The sequence below is a fragment of the Enterobacter sp. MGH 38 genome, assembly GCF_000492855.1.
Lineage (GTDB): Bacteria > Pseudomonadota > Gammaproteobacteria > Enterobacterales > Enterobacteriaceae > Enterobacter > Enterobacter hormaechei_C.
Genome location: NZ_KI535608.1, coordinates 1,360,272 through 1,377,488 on the forward strand (window position 1 = coordinate 1,360,272; position 17,217 = coordinate 1,377,488).

The 17,217-nt window shown below is 57.2% G+C and carries 18 protein-coding genes and 1 pseudogene; 14 read left to right on the forward strand and 5 right to left on the reverse strand.

What is annotated here, in order from left to right; all coding sequences use genetic code 11:
* Positions 1 to 75 precede the first annotated feature (75 nt).
* Together L384_RS04975 and L384_RS04970 are read right to left on the reverse strand one after the other, a co-directional pair.
* The gene (locus tag L384_RS04975) at positions 76 to 1,287 is read right to left on the reverse strand and encodes a diguanylate phosphodiesterase (RefSeq protein ID WP_003857082.1); all 1,212 of its coding nucleotides are present in this window, start codon (positions 1,285 to 1,287) and stop codon (positions 76 to 78) included.
* An 87-nt stretch (positions 1,288 to 1,374) separates the two neighbouring features.
* Complete coding sequence (locus tag L384_RS04970) at positions 1,375 to 2,850, reverse strand: alpha/beta hydrolase (protein WP_023324673.1); 1,476 nt, start codon at positions 2,848 to 2,850, stop codon at positions 1,375 to 1,377.
* A 266-nt stretch (positions 2,851 to 3,116) separates the two neighbouring features.
* On the opposite strand from L384_RS04970, the gene L384_RS04965 reads away from it, so the two are divergent.
* The 8 genes and pseudogenes from L384_RS04965 to L384_RS22935 all read left to right on the forward strand — a co-directional run bounded on the left by L384_RS04965 (position 3,117) and on the right by L384_RS22935 (position 9,988).
* Positions 3,117 to 3,971 carry a MurR/RpiR family transcriptional regulator gene (locus L384_RS04965; RefSeq protein WP_022651219.1) on the forward strand — a complete coding sequence of 285 codons (855 nt, stop codon included), beginning with the start codon at positions 3,117 to 3,119 and terminating at the stop codon, positions 3,969 to 3,971.
* 12 nt (positions 3,972 to 3,983) lie between these two features.
* Positions 3,984 to 4,556 carry a D-alanyl-D-alanine dipeptidase gene (gene ddpX / locus L384_RS04960; protein WP_003857079.1) on the forward strand — a complete coding sequence of 191 codons (573 nt, stop codon included), beginning with the start codon at positions 3,984 to 3,986 and terminating at the stop codon, positions 4,554 to 4,556.
* A gap of 15 nt (positions 4,557 to 4,571) precedes the next feature.
* Entirely contained in the window at positions 4,572 to 6,104 is a 1,533-nt protein-coding gene (locus tag L384_RS04955) for an ABC transporter substrate-binding protein (protein WP_003857078.1), read from the forward strand.
* 23 nt (positions 6,105 to 6,127) lie between these two features.
* Positions 6,128 to 7,150 carry an ABC transporter permease gene (locus L384_RS04950; RefSeq protein WP_003857077.1) on the forward strand — a complete coding sequence of 341 codons (1,023 nt, stop codon included), beginning with the start codon at positions 6,128 to 6,130 and terminating at the stop codon, positions 7,148 to 7,150.
* Positions 7,147 to 8,043 carry a D,D-dipeptide ABC transporter permease gene (ddpC, locus tag L384_RS04945; RefSeq protein WP_023324674.1) on the forward strand — a complete coding sequence of 299 codons (897 nt, stop codon included), beginning with the start codon at positions 7,147 to 7,149 and terminating at the stop codon, positions 8,041 to 8,043. The genes L384_RS04950 and ddpC overlap by 4 nt, the downstream gene beginning before the upstream one ends.
* A complete protein-coding gene (locus L384_RS04940; protein ID WP_003857075.1) occupies positions 8,040 to 9,026 on the forward strand; it encodes an ABC transporter ATP-binding protein in 987 nt (328 codons plus the stop codon). The genes ddpC and L384_RS04940 overlap by 4 nt, the downstream gene beginning before the upstream one ends.
* A gap of 94 nt (positions 9,027 to 9,120) precedes the next feature.
* Positions 9,121 to 9,921: pseudogene (locus L384_RS04935) on the forward strand (ABC transporter ATP-binding protein); the annotation flags it as partial.
* The gene (locus L384_RS22935; RefSeq protein WP_349861263.1) at positions 9,878 to 9,988 is read left to right on the forward strand and encodes a hypothetical protein; all 111 of its coding nucleotides are present in this window, start codon (positions 9,878 to 9,880) and stop codon (positions 9,986 to 9,988) included. The pseudogene L384_RS04935 and the gene L384_RS22935, both read left to right, overlap by 44 nt.
* Here the strand turns inward: L384_RS22935 and L384_RS04930 are convergent.
* Positions 9,942 to 10,691: an SDR family oxidoreductase gene (locus L384_RS04930; protein WP_023324675.1), complete on the reverse strand. Its 750-nt coding sequence runs from the start codon at positions 10,689 to 10,691 to the stop codon at positions 9,942 to 9,944. The genes L384_RS22935 and L384_RS04930 overlap by 47 nt on opposite strands.
* A gap of 136 nt (positions 10,692 to 10,827) precedes the next feature.
* On the opposite strand from L384_RS04930, the gene L384_RS04925 reads away from it, so the two are divergent.
* On the forward strand, positions 10,828 to 11,733 hold the full coding sequence (locus L384_RS04925; protein ID WP_023324676.1) for a LysR family transcriptional regulator: 906 nt from the start codon (positions 10,828 to 10,830) through the stop codon (positions 11,731 to 11,733).
* Between the two features lie 23 nt (positions 11,734 to 11,756).
* On the opposite strand, the gene L384_RS04920 is transcribed toward L384_RS04925, so the two are convergent.
* Together L384_RS04920 and L384_RS04915 are read right to left on the reverse strand one after the other, a co-directional pair.
* On the reverse strand, positions 11,757 to 12,185 hold the full coding sequence (locus L384_RS04920) for an OsmC family protein (protein WP_003857069.1): 429 nt from the start codon (positions 12,183 to 12,185) through the stop codon (positions 11,757 to 11,759).
* Positions 12,186 to 12,254: 69 nt separating this feature from the next.
* On the reverse strand, positions 12,255 to 13,142 hold the full coding sequence (locus L384_RS04915) for a LysR family transcriptional regulator (protein WP_003857067.1): 888 nt from the start codon (positions 13,140 to 13,142) through the stop codon (positions 12,255 to 12,257).
* Between the two features lie 111 nt (positions 13,143 to 13,253).
* Between L384_RS04915 and L384_RS04910 the strand changes: the two genes are divergently transcribed.
* From L384_RS04910 to L384_RS04890, 5 genes are all read left to right on the forward strand, one after another.
* Positions 13,254 to 14,105 carry a Vmh family MBL fold metallo-hydrolase gene (locus tag L384_RS04910; protein ID WP_023324677.1) on the forward strand — a complete coding sequence of 284 codons (852 nt, stop codon included), beginning with the start codon at positions 13,254 to 13,256 and terminating at the stop codon, positions 14,103 to 14,105.
* A 51-nt stretch (positions 14,106 to 14,156) separates the two neighbouring features.
* Positions 14,157 to 14,678 carry a VOC family protein gene (locus L384_RS04905; RefSeq protein WP_023324678.1) on the forward strand — a complete coding sequence of 174 codons (522 nt, stop codon included), beginning with the start codon at positions 14,157 to 14,159 and terminating at the stop codon, positions 14,676 to 14,678.
* 141 nt (positions 14,679 to 14,819) lie between these two features.
* A complete protein-coding gene (gene bdm, locus L384_RS04900) occupies positions 14,820 to 15,035 on the forward strand; it encodes a biofilm-dependent modulation protein (protein WP_003857061.1) in 216 nt (71 codons plus the stop codon).
* Positions 15,036 to 15,130: 95 nt separating this feature from the next.
* The gene (gene sra / locus L384_RS04895; RefSeq protein ID WP_003857059.1) at positions 15,131 to 15,268 is read left to right on the forward strand and encodes a stationary-phase-induced ribosome-associated protein; all 138 of its coding nucleotides are present in this window, start codon (positions 15,131 to 15,133) and stop codon (positions 15,266 to 15,268) included.
* A gap of 176 nt (positions 15,269 to 15,444) precedes the next feature.
* Complete coding sequence (locus tag L384_RS04890; RefSeq protein WP_003857058.1) at positions 15,445 to 17,142, forward strand: NAD-dependent malic enzyme; 1,698 nt, start codon at positions 15,445 to 15,447, stop codon at positions 17,140 to 17,142.
* Positions 17,143 to 17,217 lie beyond the last annotated feature (75 nt).

Genomic DNA, 17,217 nt, shown 5'->3' on the forward strand with positions numbered 1-17,217 from the left:
CTAAATCATGTTAAACCGGTTTAGCTATTTAAGCACAGGCAGGGTGTCGGGGAAATATGGCGAGGGAAAATTTGCTTAACCCACCCGATGGGGCCAGTGGATATCACCCACGCCATTGAGCTGCGGGCGGGCGAACAAAAAGCCCTGGAAGCGCCGAATACCGGCGTATTCAAGCCAGCACCACTCTTCTATCTTCTCAATGCCTTCTGCGACCAGCGTAATCTCCAGATCGGTGCAGCAGCTGATTATCGACTTCACAATCGCCTGCTTGGGCCCGCTCAGGTGAATATCGCTGACGATCTCTCTGTCGATTTTGAGTTTATCCGGCTGGAACCGAGTGAGCAGCGAAAGACCAGCATAGCCGGAACCAAAATCATCTATCGCCAGCCCAACCCCTTCCGCCCGCAGCTGTTTAATCGCGCTGTTAAACTGGTTGAAGCCTGAAATCATCTCGTTCTCAGTGACTTCAATGATCACCTGCTCCGGCTGTAGATTGTGCTTTTTGATCTGCGTTACCAGGAACTCTACCGCGCCCGGCACGTTAACCAGCGACATTGGCAGCAGGTTCACCGCCAGTTTGTGGCTGCCGATGCCGAGCTTTTGCGCCAGCGCAAAGGTCCAGGCTTTGGTTTGCAGGTCGACTTCGTAAATCAGTTCACGATCGAGACTACGGAAGAAATGCTCCGGGCTGCCGCCGTCGTTTCCGCGTATAAGCGCTTCGAGAGAACTGATCTTGCCTTCGGACGGCTCGACAATGGGTTGCAGCGCAAACTGGCAGGGCTGTCCCGCCAGCAGACCTAACCCTTTACCAAACGGCGCGCGCTCTCGCGAAAGCGTCCATTTATCGGGCTCATAGTCCGAAGCGGGTGGGATAGCGGTTTTACCGGTGATAAAGGTCTGAATGAATTTGAAGACCCGATCCTCAGAAGTCAGATAACTTTCCAGCTTGCTGTAATGCAGAACCGACGCCAGAACCGCTTTCGGGGTCTGAACGTCCAGGTCAAACAGCAGCATTCCCACGTCTTCGAAACGTCTGCGCGGGCCGTAATCGCGCATCAGTTCCACTACGCCGGTATGCCGGTCATCCGCACGGATGGAGTTAAAAAGCGCGACGACGCGCTGTTCCGTGCCTTCGAGAATTTGCAGAACGTCACGTCCACGGGAGAGAAGAATGCCTGAGATGCCCTGCTCCGTGTTACGGATCCTGGCCTGTTCAACCAGCGCGCTTAACGCTGCGGAGGTGCAGGTTAAGCTCAGCTGGCTTCGATAAATGAGAGTTGTCAGCACAGAAACGGGGTCCGGTATGGGGTATACGCCTGAACGGTACTGTTTAACACAGTTCCCCGGTGTGACCTAATCTATTCCACGTCGGGCTTAATTCTCCCCGATACGGCTGTCGATCCTCGTCTGCATATAGTCGTAGAACGGATTCGACGTCACGCGCATCAGCGCATCTTTGCCGACGCTCAGAACCGATGTTTCTCCCCACAGGGCTATCGTCCCGAGGCTGATACCGTAGCGGTTTTTCACCGCAGGATGGCGGCCATAAAGATCGTCATCAGGCGGGAACGGAATAGCAACATGCGACAGGGAATAAACCTCCTGCGGATACGCGACCGACAGCGGCATCACCGTTTCCCGGGTGCTGCCCGCTGGCGTTTTCTTTGCCACCATATCAAACCTGTCGGGGCTGGCATTGGTCACAATTGTGACACTGTAACGTCTTTTTGCCTCCGGCAGCAGGTCAGCCACCGCCGTCCAGGATGATGGCCTGAACAGTGGACGGAAACTCCCGGCCTGGTTGATATCAAAAACCACCAGTTCGCTGCCGTTTGCCGGAAGCTGGTCAAACAGCCCGCTGACCACGGCGCGGGTACTGACCGTTGAATCCATGACCGACTGGAAAGCAAGTATCGGCGGAAGCTGCGCCAGTTTGTGATCATGAACACCGCGATTTATCTGCTCATGCAGCGCCTGGGTAAGCAGCCAGGACTGACGTGCCGCATTCACCGGGAACGAATTGTATTTATAAGGATTATATTCTGGCGAAATGTTGAGCCACGCGGCTTTGGCAAACGCCGGTAACATAGCCGGTAGCCCGGCGAATCCGGCAAAGCGCGCAAACGCCGTGACGCCAATCATCGGTGAGAGCAAAACGATCTGCTCAGGTTGACGCAGTGCAGGCGCATCAAGGGCGTCGAGGGCATATTTCATCGCCAGCGCCCCGCCGTTGGAGTAGCCCACCAGATGCAGGGGGAGATCGTTCCCCGTCAGGCGTGTCGCTTCACGAACCGCGAGGCGCGTTGCCGCCAGCCACGCCTCCCAGTCAACGTCTGTCAGCGCGCCCGGTGCCGTGCCGTGTCCGGGCAAACGAGGCACTACGGCCACAAAGCCGTGCTTTTGATAATTCTCTGCCAGATGCCTGACGCTGTAGGGCGAATCCGTCAGACCGTGCAGCAATACCACCCCCCCGCGCGGCTTTCCGGCAGGCATCAGCACGAACGACCGGTTTGCATCCGGGGAAAAGTGTCCTGGCCACACCAGGCTCTGGCGGTAATAACGGTTCAGCGGCGTGCGCTCTGCGGGGGTGACTTTCGCCGTCACCTCAGCGTCGAGAGCGGTGAAGATGGCGTTTTCCCGCGCGACATACGCTACGAAGGTCGCGTTATCCATCTCCTGCACAGACATTTCATCAGCCCGCCAGGTGTGCCAGTGATGCAGGGCTGGCCCCTGCTGCGAAAGATAAACCCGCACCGAAAGCAGAACGAGCACAATGATCCCGATGACCATCGCTATTTTTTTTGCGAGAGCCATCAGGCGCACGCTGACCCGCCAGGGCAAATTCGCCATGTAAGGCTCCCTCTTTTTTCCCAGAGCTTTCATCTTACCAAAAAATGTGAAGAGGCTGACGTATTCACCAAATAGATACCCTTCAGCCTGCACACTGCACCAAAAGTGAACTACGCTGCACAAATGTTGATCACCTGTTAAACAAATATTGCATTAACTTTGCTGCACAGCGCGTTTTCGCCGCAATGTGAACATGGCACGCGTCCTGCATTGTTAATCCGGTAACAGAAACCCGGCCTTTGACAGCCAGTTAACAGCGAGGCGGTATGACGACCAAACCTGAGGTGTTGAGCCGTATCGAAGCGACCTTTAGCCAGCTCACCCCAAGCGAAAAGCGGGTGGCAAGCTGGATGCTGGCGCACGTCGGGCAGATCCCCTTTGAAACGGCAGAGAGCGTGGCGCTGGCCACGGCCACCAGCGGGATCACCGTCGGACGCTTTCTGCGCAAGCTGGGCTACCGCAACCTGGACGACGCCAAAAAAAGCCTGCGCGATCCCCACCAGCCCTGGGGCATTAACGAGCGTCTCGACTCCTGGAAGCAGCAACAGCCGCTGTCGGATCGCCTTCAGAACTCCCTGTCGCTGGAGGTGGACGCCATTGCCCATGTCTACCAGCTGGCGCAAAGCGAAACGTTCAGGCAGGTGGTCCAGCAACTTACCCATGCCGACGCCGTTTTCGTGCTGGGGATCCAGTCCACGCGCGGGATCGCCAATGCGTTCTTCAGCCATCTGGAGTATCTGCGCCCGCGGGTGAGCTATTCAGAAGGGCTCTCCGGTAGCTGGGTGGAGTCGCTTAACTCCGGCTTTGCGAACCCGTATATCGTGCTGACGGATACCCGCGCCTACTCCGCCATTGCCCGCCAGTACTGCCGCGTGGCGAGCGAAAAAGGCCTGGCGATGGCGCTGATCACCGATATCTGGTGCCCGTGGGCGCGGGATTACCCGATTGATTTACTCCAGGTGAAGACCGATACCGGCCATTTCTGGGATTCGCTGGCGCCGGTGAGCTGTCTGTTCAACCTGCTGCTGTCGGGCGTTGTGGAGGCGCTGGGGGATGCGCTGCCGGAACGTCTGGCAATCAACCGACAACTACAACAAGAGTTTGGTCAATTTGAACGCTAAAGGAGCGGAGCTATGCCTGAAGAGAGTCAACTGATTGATGTGGCGAAAACCTTTCCCACGCTGCATATCGATCTGAAATACGCCACCGCCGATAACATCACTGGCCGCCCGATCTACCAGCACGCCGCGTGCCTGTTGCATACGGATGCCGCCACCGCGCTGGCGAAAGCGATCGGCATCGCCGCGCTGGCCGGTCTGAAGCTGGTGGTTTACGACGCCTACCGCCCCCAGCAGGCGCAGTCGCAACTCTGGGATGCCTGCCCCAATCCGGAATACGTGGTGGATGTCGCAATTGGCTCTAACCACAGCCGGGGCACCGCCATTGACGTCACGCTGATGGATGAACACGACAACGTGCTGGATATGGGCGCCGGGTTTGACGAAATGCACGACCGTTCTCATGCCTGGCACCCTTCCGTTCCGCCTGAGGCGCAGCGAAATCGTCTGCTCCTGAACGCCGTTATGTACGGCGGCGGTTTTGTAGGCATCAGCAGCGAATGGTGGCATTTCGAACTGCCGAATGCCGCCAGCTACCCGCTGTTAGATGACCAGTTCGCCTGTTATCCGACCACACACTCACTGTAATTCTGGAGCCCCGCCATGAAAACAACGCTGCTTACAACCCTGATTGCCGCTACGCTCGCCCTGAGCGCCCCTCTCGCGCTGGCGGCGGTGCCAAAAGATATGCTGGTGATTGGGAAAGCTGCCGATCCGCAAACGCTGGATCCGGCGGTCACTATCGATAACAACGACTGGACGGTGACCTACCCCTCGTACCAGCGTCTGGTGAAATACAAGCCTGGCACCACGGAGGTGGAAGGCGATCTGTCGACGGGCTGGAAGGCGTCTGACGACCAGAAAGAGTGGACGTTCACCCTGGCAGATAATGCAAAATTCTCCGACGGCACGCCGGTGACCGCCGAAGCGGTCAAGCTGTCGTTTGAACGTCTGCTGAAAATTAACCAGGGACCTTCCGAAGCGTTCCCGAAAGATTTGAAAGTGGACGCGGTGGATGAGCATACGGTGAAATTCACCCTCAGCCAGCCGTTCGCCCCGTTCCTCTACACGCTGGCCAATGACGGCGCGTCGATCGTCAACCCGGCGGTGCTGAAAGCCAATGCCGCCGACGACGCACGCGGTTTCCTGGCGCAAAACACCGCGGGTTCCGGACCGTTTATGCTGAAAAGCTGGCGGAAAGGTCAGCAGCTGGTGATGGTGCCCAACCCACACTGGCCGGGTGAAAAGCCGCACTTCAAGCGTGTCTCGGTCAAGATTATCGGTGAAAGCGCCTCGCGTCGCCTGCAACTTTCCCGTGGCGATCTGGATATCGCCGACGCCCTGCCGGTGGATCAGCTTGCCGCTCTGAAGCAGGAAGGCAAAGTGGCCGTGGCGGAATACCCGTCCCTGCGGGTGACCTACCTCTATCTGAACAACAGTAAGCCTCCGATGAATCAGGTGGATTTGCGCCGCGCGGTCTCCTGGGCGACCGATTATCAGGGGATGGTGAAAGGCATTCTCAGCGGGAACGGCAAGCAGATGCGCGGCCCGATCCCGGAGGGCATGTGGGGCTTTGATGCGAACGCCATGCAGTACAGCTTTGACGAGGCCAAAGCCAAAGCGGCGCTGGAGAAAGTCAACGATAAACCCGCCAGCCTGACGTTCCTCTACTCCGATAACGACCCGAACTGGGAGCCTATCGCCCTCTCCACGCAGGCGAGCCTGGGCAAGCTGGGGATTAACGTCAAGCTCGAGAAACTGGCGAACGCCACCATGCGCGACCGCGTCGGCAAAGGTGATTATGACATTGCGATTGGTAACTGGAGCCCGGACTTCGCTGACCCGTACATGTTCATGAACTACTGGTTCGAATCGGACAAAAAAGGGCTGCCGGGTAACCGCTCATTCTATGAGAACAAAGAGGTCGATGCGCTGTTGCAGGCGGCACTGAAAACCACCGATCAGGCGGAGCGCACCAAAGATTACCAGCAGGCGCAGAAAGTGGTGATTGACGAGGCGGCTTACGTTTATCTGTTCCAGAAGAACTATCAGCTGGCGATGAACAAAGAGGTCAAAGGCTTCACCTTTAATCCGATGCTTGAGCAGGTCTTTAACATCGCCACCATGAGTAAGTAACGGCCCACGCCGGGGGGAAGTGTATGACGTTCTGGAGCATTGTGCGCCAGCGCTGCTGGGGGTTAATCCTGGTGGTGGCCGGTGTCTGTATTATTACTTTTATTATTTCACACCTGATCCCCGGCGATCCGGCCCGCCTGCTGGCCGGTGACCGCGCCAGCGATGAAATCGTGCAGGGCATCCGCCAGCAGCTGGGGCTGGATCAACCGCTCTATATTCAGTTTGGCCGCTATGTAGAGGCGCTGGCGCATGGCGATCTGGGCACATCCATTCGCACCGGTCGCCCCGTTGCGGAAGATTTGAAAGCCTTTTTCCCCGCCACGCTGGAACTGGCCTTCTGCTCTTTGCTGCTGGCCCTGGTGATTGGCGTGCCGCTGGGCATTTTATCGGCGGTGTACCGTAACCGCTGGCTGGATCACCTGGTGCGACTGATGGCGATGACGGGCATCTCGACGCCTGCCTTCTGGCTGGGACTGGGTGTTATCGTTCTGTTCTACGGGCAACTGCAAATTTTGCCCGGCGGCGGCAGGCTGGACGACTGGCTCGATCCGCCCGCCCACGTTACCGGTTTTTATCTGCTGGACGCTCTGCTGGAAGGCAACGGCGAGGTGTTTTTCAACGCCCTACAGCACCTGATTCTACCCTCCCTGACCCTGGCCTTTGTGCATCTGGGTATTGTGGCGCGTCAGGTACGTTCCGCGATGCTGGAGCAACTGAGCGAGGATTATATTCGTACCGCCCGCGCGAGCGGGTTGCCGGGGTGGTACATCGTGCTGCGCTACGCCTTACCCAACGCCATGATCCCCTCCATTACCGTGCTCGGGCTGGCGCTGGGCGATCTGCTGTACGGGGCAGTCCTTACCGAAACCGTGTTTGCCTGGCCGGGAATGGGAGCCTGGGTGGTGACCTCCATTCAGGCGCTGGACTTCCCTGCCGTCATGGGCTTCGCGGTCGTGGTATCGCTGGCCTATGTCTTCGTCAATCTGGTGGTGGATCTGCTGTATCTGTGGATCGACCCGCGAATCGGGCGCGGAGGTGCCGAATGATGTTAACTCAGGAAACGCCCGTCCCTGTCAGCACCGCTAAACAGCGCATTAACTGGGCAAAGCTATTCTGGATGTTACGCAAAAGCCCGCTCACGCTGATCGGCGGGGTGATTATGATCGTGATGCTGCTGCTGATGATGGTCTCGCCGTGGATAGTCCCGCACGATCCGAACGCGCTGGATCTGACCGCGCGATTGCAGGCGCCTTCAGCCCAGCACTGGTTTGGCACCGATGAGGTGGGCCGGGATCTGTTCAGCCGCGTGCTGGTGGGCAGCCAGCAGTCCATCACGGCGGGGCTGGCGGTGGTGGTGATTGCGGGCGGCATCGGTTCTCTGCTCGGCTGTTTGTCCGGCGTACTCGGCGGACGCGGCGACGCCATCATTATGCGTATCATGGACATTATGCTCTCCATCCCCTCGCTGGTGTTGACGATGGCGCTGGCCGCCGCGCTCGGCCCAAGCCTGTTTAACGCGATGCTGGCGATTGCGATTGTACGCATTCCGTTTTACGTGCGGCTGGCACGCGGGCAAACGCTGTTGGTGCGCCAGTTCACCTACGTGCAGGCCGCCCGCACCTTTGGCGCATCGCGCTGGCACCTGATCAGCTGGCATATCCTGCGTAACGCCCTTCCGCCGCTGATCGTACAGGCGTCGCTGGATATCGGCAGCGCCATTCTGATGGCCGCCACGCTGGGCTTTATTGGATTAGGCGCGCAGCAGCCGACCGCCGAATGGGGCGCGATGGTGGCCGTGGGGCGTAACTACGTGCTTGACCAGTGGTGGTACTGCGCGTTTCCGGGGGCGGCAATTCTGATCACGGCGGTTGGGTTTAATCTGTTTGGCGATGGTCTTCGCGACCTGCTGGATCCCAAATCAGGAGGGAAGCAGTCATGAGTGATTCCGTATTATCGATTGAAGATTTGCATCTGAGCTTCCCCATTTTTCGCGGTGACGTCCACGCGCTCAACCACGTCTCGCTGGAGATTGGCCGGGGTGAAATTGTCGGCGTGGTGGGCGAATCCGGCTCGGGAAAATCGGTCACCGCGATGCTGGCGATGCGCCTGCTGCCGGAAGGCAGTTACCATGTTCACCATGGCCGGGTCACCCTGCTCGGGGAAGATGTCCTGAACGCGTCGGAAAAACAGCTTCGTCAGTGGCGCGGCGCCAGGGTGGCGATGATTTTTCAGGAGCCGATGACGGCGCTTAACCCTACGCGCCGGATTGGCAGGCAAATGGTGGAGGTGATCCGCCAGCATCAGTCGCTTTCCCGCCGCGACGCGCAGCAGAAGGCGATCGCCCTGCTGGGCGAGATGCAAATCCCGGATGCGGCACAGGTGATGGAACGCTATCCGTTTGAGCTTTCCGGCGGCATGCGCCAGCGGGTGATGATCGCCCTTGCCTTCTCCTGCGAGCCGGAGCTGATCATTGCCGATGAGCCGACCACCGCGCTGGACGTGACCGTTCAGCGTCAGGTGCTGCGGCTACTGAAACACAAAGCGCGCGCCAGCGGGACGTCGGTGCTGTTTATCAGTCACGATATGGCGGTGGTGTCGCAGCTTTGTGACCGGATGTACGTTATGTACGCGGGCAGCGTGATCGAAAGCGGCAGCACGCAGACTTTGATCCACCATCCTGTACACCCCTATTCGATTGGCCTGCTGCGGTGTGCCCCGGAAAATGGTGAACCGCGCGAGATCCTCCCGGCCATTCCCGGCACGGTACCTAACCTCAGCCACCTCCCGCGCGGATGTGCCTTTCGCGAACGCTGTTTTGCTGCCGGGGCGAAATGCAGCGAAACGCCGCGCTTAATTTCCACGGGCGCAGAAGGCCAACAGGCTGCCTGCTGGTACCCACAACAGGAGAGACGCCATGTCTGAGGTACTGCTGGAACTGGATAGCGTGCATGTGAATTTTCCTGCGCGCAAAAACTGGCTGGGGCGCGTGACGGAGCAGGTACACGCCCTCAACGGCATGGATCTCCGGATCCATCGCGGCGAAACGCTGGGCGTTGTGGGGGAATCCGGCTGTGGAAAGAGCACGCTGGCGCAACTGCTGATGGGCATGCTCAAACCGAGTACAGGTGCCTGTCAGCGCGCAAATGCGGCAGGCGGTATGCAGATGGTATTTCAGGACCCGCTCTCGTCCCTCGATCCGCGTTTACCCGTCTGGCGCATCATCACCGAGCCGGTGTGGATACAGCAACGCCGCAGCGAACGGGAGCGTCGTCAGCTGGCTGAGACGCTGGCGCAGCAGGTGGGCATTCGAGCAGAATATCTTGACCGCCTGCCGCATGCGTTTTCGGGCGGACAGCGCCAGCGCATCGCTATCGCCCGGGCGCTCTCTTCAGATCCTGACATCATCGTGCTGGATGAACCCACCAGCGCGCTGGATATTTCTGTCCAGGCGCAGATCCTCAATTTGCTGGTTGCCCTGCAACAGCAGCGAAATCTGACCTACGTACTGATCTCGCACAACGTCTCGGTGGTCCGGCACATGAGCGATCGTGTGGCAGTGATGTATCTGGGGCAGATCGTGGAGCTGGGTCCGGCGGACCAGGTGCTGAGTCAGCCGCGGCATCCGTATACGCAGCTGCTGCTTGACTCCGTTCCCCGTACCGGAGAACCGCTGGACGAAGATCTGGCATTACGCAAAACCGATCTTCCCGGTAATCGCCACCTGCCCGTTGGCTGCTACTTCCGCGACCGCTGCCCGCTGGCGATGCAGGGATGTGAACGGCCGCAGCCGCTTCAGCCCGCAGCCGAAGGCCGAAGCGTACGCTGCTGGCGTAACCGCTAGATTTGCGCCATCCCGCCATCGACAAACAGCTCCGTGGCGTTAATAAAGCTGGCGGCATCGGACGCCAGAAACGCCACGGCTTTCCCGACTTCGCCCGGCGCGCACAGGCGACCCAGCGGTACCTGGGCCGCCAGCGCATCGTATAATCCCTGACGCTGTTCTTCGGGAACCAGATCGCCAAGACCGGGCGTTTTCACGGGGCCAGGGCTGACGACGTTGACGCGTATCCCGCGGCCCTGTAAGTCCAGCGCCCAGGAGCGGGCAAAGTTACGCACGGCGGCTTTACTGGCGCTGTAGACGCTAAAATTCGCCGTCCCCTTAATCGAAACCGTCGATCCGGTGAGGATAATGGATGAACCAGATGAGAGCAGCGGCAGCGCTTTCTGGACGGTGAACAGCACGCCGCGCACGTTGGTGGCAAAAATCCGGTCAAACTGCTCTTCGGTGATAGCGCCCAGCGGCAGCATGTCGCCGCCCCCGGCGTTGGCGAACAGAATATCGAGTCGTCCTTCTTCTTTAGCAATCTGCGCGTAAACCGCATCCAGATCGGCCATTCTGGAGACGTCCGCGCGGATAGCTACCGCCGCGGCGCCAATGTCTGCCCGGGCAGCATCCAGTTCGGCCTGACGACGTCCGGTGATATAGACCTTCGCTCCCTGCGCCGCCAGCTCCTGTGCCGTTGCGAGACCAATACCGGTGCTGCCACCGGTCACCAGAGCGATTTTTCCTGCAAGCGTTGTATTCATACTCATAACCTTTGTTGTGATGTAAAAGAGGAGCGTTTGCCCGCGTCAGGCAAACTTTAGACCTTGCGGGATTAGCGATAAACGGGCAAAAATGAAAATGAATTTTCACAGCAGGAAATAATCAGAGGAGATCTATGTGGATCAGCTAATGGCAATGCGTGCCTTTACGCGGGTGGTTGAATCCGGAAGCTTTACCCGAGCGGCAGACTCCCTGAACATGCCGATAGCCACGCTGAGCAAGCTGGTAAAATCACTTGAAGCGCACCTGGAAACACGGCTGCTGCATCGCACGACGCGCCGGGTGGTCACGACGGCAGAAGGCATGGAATACTACGAGAAAGCGCTACGGGTATTAATTGATATAGAGGACATTGATACCGCCTTTCGCGCATCGTGCTGCACGCCCAAAGGCCATTTGCGTATTGACGTGGGGGGCTCAACCGCCCGGGACGTGCTGATCCCCCTGCTGCCGGATTTTTTTCAGCGCTACCCGGATCTGCGCATTAACCTGGGGGTAGCCGATCGTCCGGTAGATTTAATCAGCGGAAACGTGGACTGCGTGATCCGCGGCGGCCCGCTGGATGACTCTTCGCTTATCGCGCGGCATATCGGTGATGCCGGGATGATCGCCTGCGCGGCGCCGGGCTATCTTAAAGCTCACGGCATCCCTGCCTATCCGCAGGAGCTGCGCAACGGCCATAAGCTGATTAGCTACCTTTCCCCGGTTACCGGACGCGCATTTCCGTTCCGCTTCCTTGACCGGGGTGAGCCCCTGGAGATCAGCGTTCCGCACCACCTTGGGGTCAATGAAAGCAACGCACATCTGGCCGCGGCGCTGGCGGGTTTAGGGATTATTCAGACGTTTGGCTATGCTGCGAGAGCGCATCTGGAAACGGGCGCGCTGGTAGAGATCCTGAGCGACTGGCGTCCTAAGGCGTATCCTTTTCACGTGGTCTATCCCCAGAGTCGGCATTTAACGCATCGCCTGAGAGTGTTTATTGCGTGGCTTGCCGAGGTTTTCCCTGCGGCAGTGAAAGGTTAGCCGGGCATTTGCCCGGCCTGATATCAGTTCAGTTTGTAATCCAGCGTGATTTCGGCTTTCAACAGCTGCGATACCGGACAACCCGCCTTCGCTTTCTGAATAATGCCGTCGAACTGCTGCGGATCGATACCCGGTACCGTCACCTTGCTTTGTAGCGCCACTTTGCTGATGGCAAAACCGCTGTCGGTTTTATCCAGCGAGACATCCGCCGTGGTATCGATGGAATCGGCAGTATAACCCGCTTCGCCCAGCATTAGAGACAGGGCCATAGAGAAACAGGCCGCGTGCGCTGCGCCAATCAGCTCTTCCGGGTTAGTCCCTTTTTCGCCCTCGAAGCGGGTGTTAAAGCCGTAAGGTTGCTGGTTAAGGACGCCACTCTCTGTTGAGACCGTCCCTTTGCCGCGTTTGATGTCGCCAGACCAGTGTGCTGAACCGTGCTTATGAATCGTCATTCTTGCTCTCCTTTTGGCTTACAAAGGGATAAGTATAGGACGCATAATCCATTTTGCAGGGAAGACAGACTAGTCCGAGCGCGTGGCAAGGTGGTTTGCAAGTGCATCCAGGAACACACGCTGCGCCGCAGGCTGATAGTCTCGCGACTGATAAATACCAAAAATACCGATCGGTTTTGGCGTAAAGGCGCCGAGCACCGGCACCAGGCTGCCCTGCCGTAGCGCCGCGTCGGCCTCGCGCTCGGGCAGCATGGCAATACCACAGTGGTTTATCGCCGCCTCCATCAGCAATGACGAGATACTGGCGCTGAGATTGCCGCTGACCGCCGTCGTGACCGACTCCCCTTCTGGCGTCAAAAAACGCCACGACTGACCGGCAAAAAAGCTGTAATGCAGGCAGTTGTGCCGGGATAAATCCTCCAGCTGCACTGGAACGCCCCGACTGGCAAGGTAGTGCGGCGAGGCGCAAAGTACGGACCGACACTCTCCCAGTCGGCGGGCGATCATGCCCGGTTCAGGGTTATCGGTGATGCGGATCGCCACGTCAATTCGCTCGCCCACCAGACTTACCGGATGATTGTTAACATCCAGCTCAATGCGCAGCTGAGGGTAACGCTGCAACAGATCGGGCAGCACCGGAACGATAATATGCATCGCCGTAAAGTGCGCGCAGGCGACACGAAGCGTGCCTGAGGGTAAATCCTTCACTGACTGATCTTCAATTTCCTGAGAAATTTGCGAGAGCGTGCGGGTCTTTTGCAGGACCTTCTCCCCCGCCGCCGTCAGCGTCAGCTTGCGGGTGGAGCGGTTCACCAGCCGCGCCCCGGCCCACTTCTCCATTTGCTCCAGATAACGGCTCACCATCGGACGGGAGATCCCCAGCGCCCGCGCCGCCGCGCTTAAACTCCCCAGCTCACAGATGCGGTTGTACACCTGGGCGGCAATAACGCGATCCATTTTGACCTCCATTTGCTCGATTTATGAAACTAAGCATCTCCTGTTTCAGGAATTCTGGCAAATGAAGAGATCCGTACAATAGAGACTTTCCTGAAGAACAGAGACATGACCATGACTATCGCCCGCCTTGCTTTGCTGACAACCCTTTTCACTCCGGCCGTCTTTGCCGCGCCGTTGACCGTTGATACGTACAACCCGCAGGAAAAAGGCATTTTTGCCATCTCATCCACCCTGGTATCTGGCCCGAAAGAGGCGGTACTGTTTGACGCCCAGTTCAGCGTGAAAGATGGCGAAGCGCTGGTGGAAAAAATTCGCCACAGCGGTAAAACGCTGAACAAAATCGTGATCACCTCCGGCGATCCGGATTTCTATTTCGGCCTGCAACCGCTGGTGAAAGCCTTCCCTAATGCCAAAGTTGTCGCCACGCAACAGGTGGTGGACCATATCAGGGCCACAAAAGACGCGAAGCTCGCCTTCTGGGGGCCACAGATGAAAGACGGCGCGCCGACGCAGCTCTACGTGCCGCAGGTGCTTGCCTCAACCACCTTTATGATTGATGGTGAAAGAGTGAATATTGAAGAGCCTGAGAGCTATGCGGCGTACGTCTGGATCCCATCCGCAAAAACCATCCTCGGCGGCACGGGCGTCTCGTGGGGTATTCACGTCTGGACGGCGGATACCCAAACGCCGGAAAGCCGCAAACAGTGGCAGCAGACGCTGGATAGCATGGCAGCCCTTAAGCCCGAACACGTTATTCCGGGCCACTACCTTGGGACACCGCCAGCGGGTACCGGCGCTATCGACTTTACCCGTCGCTATCTACATCAGTTTGAACAGGCCCTCATGACACATAAAGCGTCAACCGGCGTCATTAGCACGATGAAAAAACAATGGCCGAATCTGGCGGAAGCCAGTTCGCTGGAATTGAGTGCCAAAGTGAATACCGGCGAAATGAAGTGGTAATATCCTGATTATCTCCTGCTATATTTAAATTTTTTATAGCAGGAGTTTACTATGCCATCGTCAGTAAGGGGCATCGACCATATCGGTATTACGGTGCCCGACATTGAAAAAGCCACCCTATTTTTTGAACGCGCTTTCGGCGCACAGGTTTTATATCATTCTGTCGATGCGGAAACCGATAATATTGATCAGGCCGCCCAGCAGCACACCTTAAAATTATTTCCCGGCACAAAAATTCACGCCATTCGCATGCTTGTTATGCCCCATGGACCCGGCATTGAACTTTTCGAAATGCATGGCCCTGAACAGGGAATGCCCGCCCGCGCAAGCGACTTTGGCCTCCAGCATTTTGCTGTTTATGTTGATGATTTTGATAAGGCGATAGCCGCTTTCACCGCTGCCGGCGGGGAGATATTTACCGCGCCAAAACCGCTCACGTTTCCGGATGAGCAAGGTGAAGGGAATGCTTTCTGCTATGGGCAGACCCCCTGGGGCAGCATTGTGGAATTGATCTCCTGGCCGACGCCCATGCCTTATGAAAAAACGACAAATTTACGCCGCTGGAAACCCTGAATTTTATTTGTGTGCCAGGAGAGATGATATTTTTATTTCCAGGACGAATCTGAACCACAACGGCGAAAATATTTGCCAATCTGAATGTGAATTACGATTTTGCACGCCGTAACATTAAACAGACAACGACACGGAGGCAGCATGTTTACTTATTACCCGGCACATACCACAGCAGCACAACCCGAACTCGTTAACGCGATTGCGCAGGGTCTTCAGGCAGAGCACGGTGTTGTTACCGAAGATGACATTTTGATGGAACTGACCAAGTGGGTGGAAGCCACAGACAATGACATCCTCAGTGACATCTACCAGCAAACCATCAACTATGTGGTCAGCGGGCAAAATGCACCTTTGTAAAAACCTGCTAAGCTGGATCAGCAACCTAAGGGGTTACATTTCGTTTGCGTGAGCAAACTTGTCCTTAAAACTATCAACGGGATTGAGGAGTTAAAATGAAATCGAACCGTCAGGCACGCCACATTCTGGGACTGAACTACAAGCTCTCTAACAAGCGTAAAGTGGTTATTGAGGAGGGTAGCGAAACGCAGGTTACCCACGCTACCGGCAGAAAACGCCCTTCCGGCAAGTAAGTTCCGGCACGATATTCACAACACCATCGGTAATCCCGATGGTGTTTTTGTTTATGTGTTGCGGTAATTAATATTCAGCTCCTTTATAATACCAACCGACCGCACCCCGTAGCACAGGCCAGAAAGATGACAAACAGCAGTGTCAGGGACGGATCTTCTTAAAAAGAGTGAGTGACATGGACAACAAACTGAAAAAACATCGTTCCCTTTATATTCCTTACGCCGGTCCGGTTTTACTGGAGTTTCCCCTTCTGAACAAAGGCAGCGCCTTTAGCATGGAAGAGCGCAGCAGCTTTAACCTGCTGGGCCTGCTGCCTGAAGTGGTTGAAACCATTGAAGAACAGGCGGAACGCGCCTGGATCCAGTATCAGGGTTTTAAAACCGAAATCGATAAGCACATCTACCTGCGTAATATCCAGGACACCAACGAAACCCTCTTCTACCGCCTGGTGCAGAACCATCTCGAAGAGATGATGCCCGTCATTTACACCCCAACCGTCGGCGCGGCATGTGAACGCTTCTCGGAGATCTACCGTCGTTCCCGCGGCGTGTTCATCTCTTATCAGAACCGTCACAACATGGATGACATTCTGCAAAACGTGCCGAACCACAACATCAAGGTGATCGTGGTAACCGATGGCGAACGTATTCTGGGCCTTGGCGACCAGGGCATTGGCGGGATGGGTATTCCCATCGGTAAGCTCTCGCTGTACACCGCCTGCGGCGGGATCAGCCCGGCCTACACCCTGCCGGTGGTCCTGGACGTGGGGACCAACAACCAGCAACTGCTGAACGATCCGCTGTACATGGGGTGGCGTCACCCGCGCATTACCGACGACGAGTACTATCAGTTTGTGGATGATTTCATCCAGGCCGTGAAGCACCGCTGGCCGGACGTGCTGTTGCAGTTCGAAGACTTCGCACAGAAAAACGCCATGCCGCTGCTGAACCGCTACCGCGATGAGATCTGCTCGTTCAACGATGACATTCAGGGCACTGCGGCAGTGACCGTCGGTACGCTGATTGCTGCGAGCCGTGCGGCAGGCAGCCAGCTCAGCTATCAGAAAATTGTCTTCCTGGGTGCAGGCTCCGCGGGCTGCGGCATCGCCGAGCAAATTATTGCCCAGACCCAGCGCGAAGGCTTAAGCGAAGAGCTCGCCCGCTCCCGCGTCTTTATGGTGGACCGTTTTGGCCTGCTGACCGACGGTATGCCAAACCTGCTCCCGTTCCAGACCAAACTGGTGCAGAAGCGCGAGAACCTGAAAAACTGGGATACGGATAACGAAGTGCTCTCGCTTCTTGACGTGGTGCGCAACGTGAAGCCGGATATTCTGATCGGCGTATCCGGGCAGACCGGCCTCTTCACGGAGGAGATTATTCGCGAGATGCATAAGCACTGCGAACGACCTATCGTGATGCCGCTATCGAACCCGACCTCACGCGTGGAGGCGACGCCGCAGGATATCATCGCCTGGACCGAAGGCAATGCGCTGGTCGCGACCGGCAGTCCGTTCGATCCGGTGGTGTGGAAGGACAAGCTCTACCCCATTGCGCAGTGCAATAACTCCTATATCTTCCCGGGTATTGGTCTGGGAGTGATCGCTTCCGGCGCGTCCCGCATCACCGACGAAATGCTGATGTCCGCGAGCGAAACGCTGGCAGGTCACTCACCACTGGTGAATAACGGTGAAGGCCTGGTACTGCCGGAGCTGAAAGACATTCATAAAGTGTCCCGCGCAATTGCCTTCGCGGTAGGCAAAATGGCGCAGCAGCAAGGCGTCGCGGTGAAAACCTCTGCCGATGCGTTGCAGCAAGCGATTGATGATAATTTCTGGATGCCGGAATACCGTAGCTATCGTCGTACTTCGATTTAAGCATTACCCCTCACCCAGCCCTCTCCCCAAAGGGGAGAGGGTGAAAACCGCACCGGACAGTTCCCACGCCCCTTT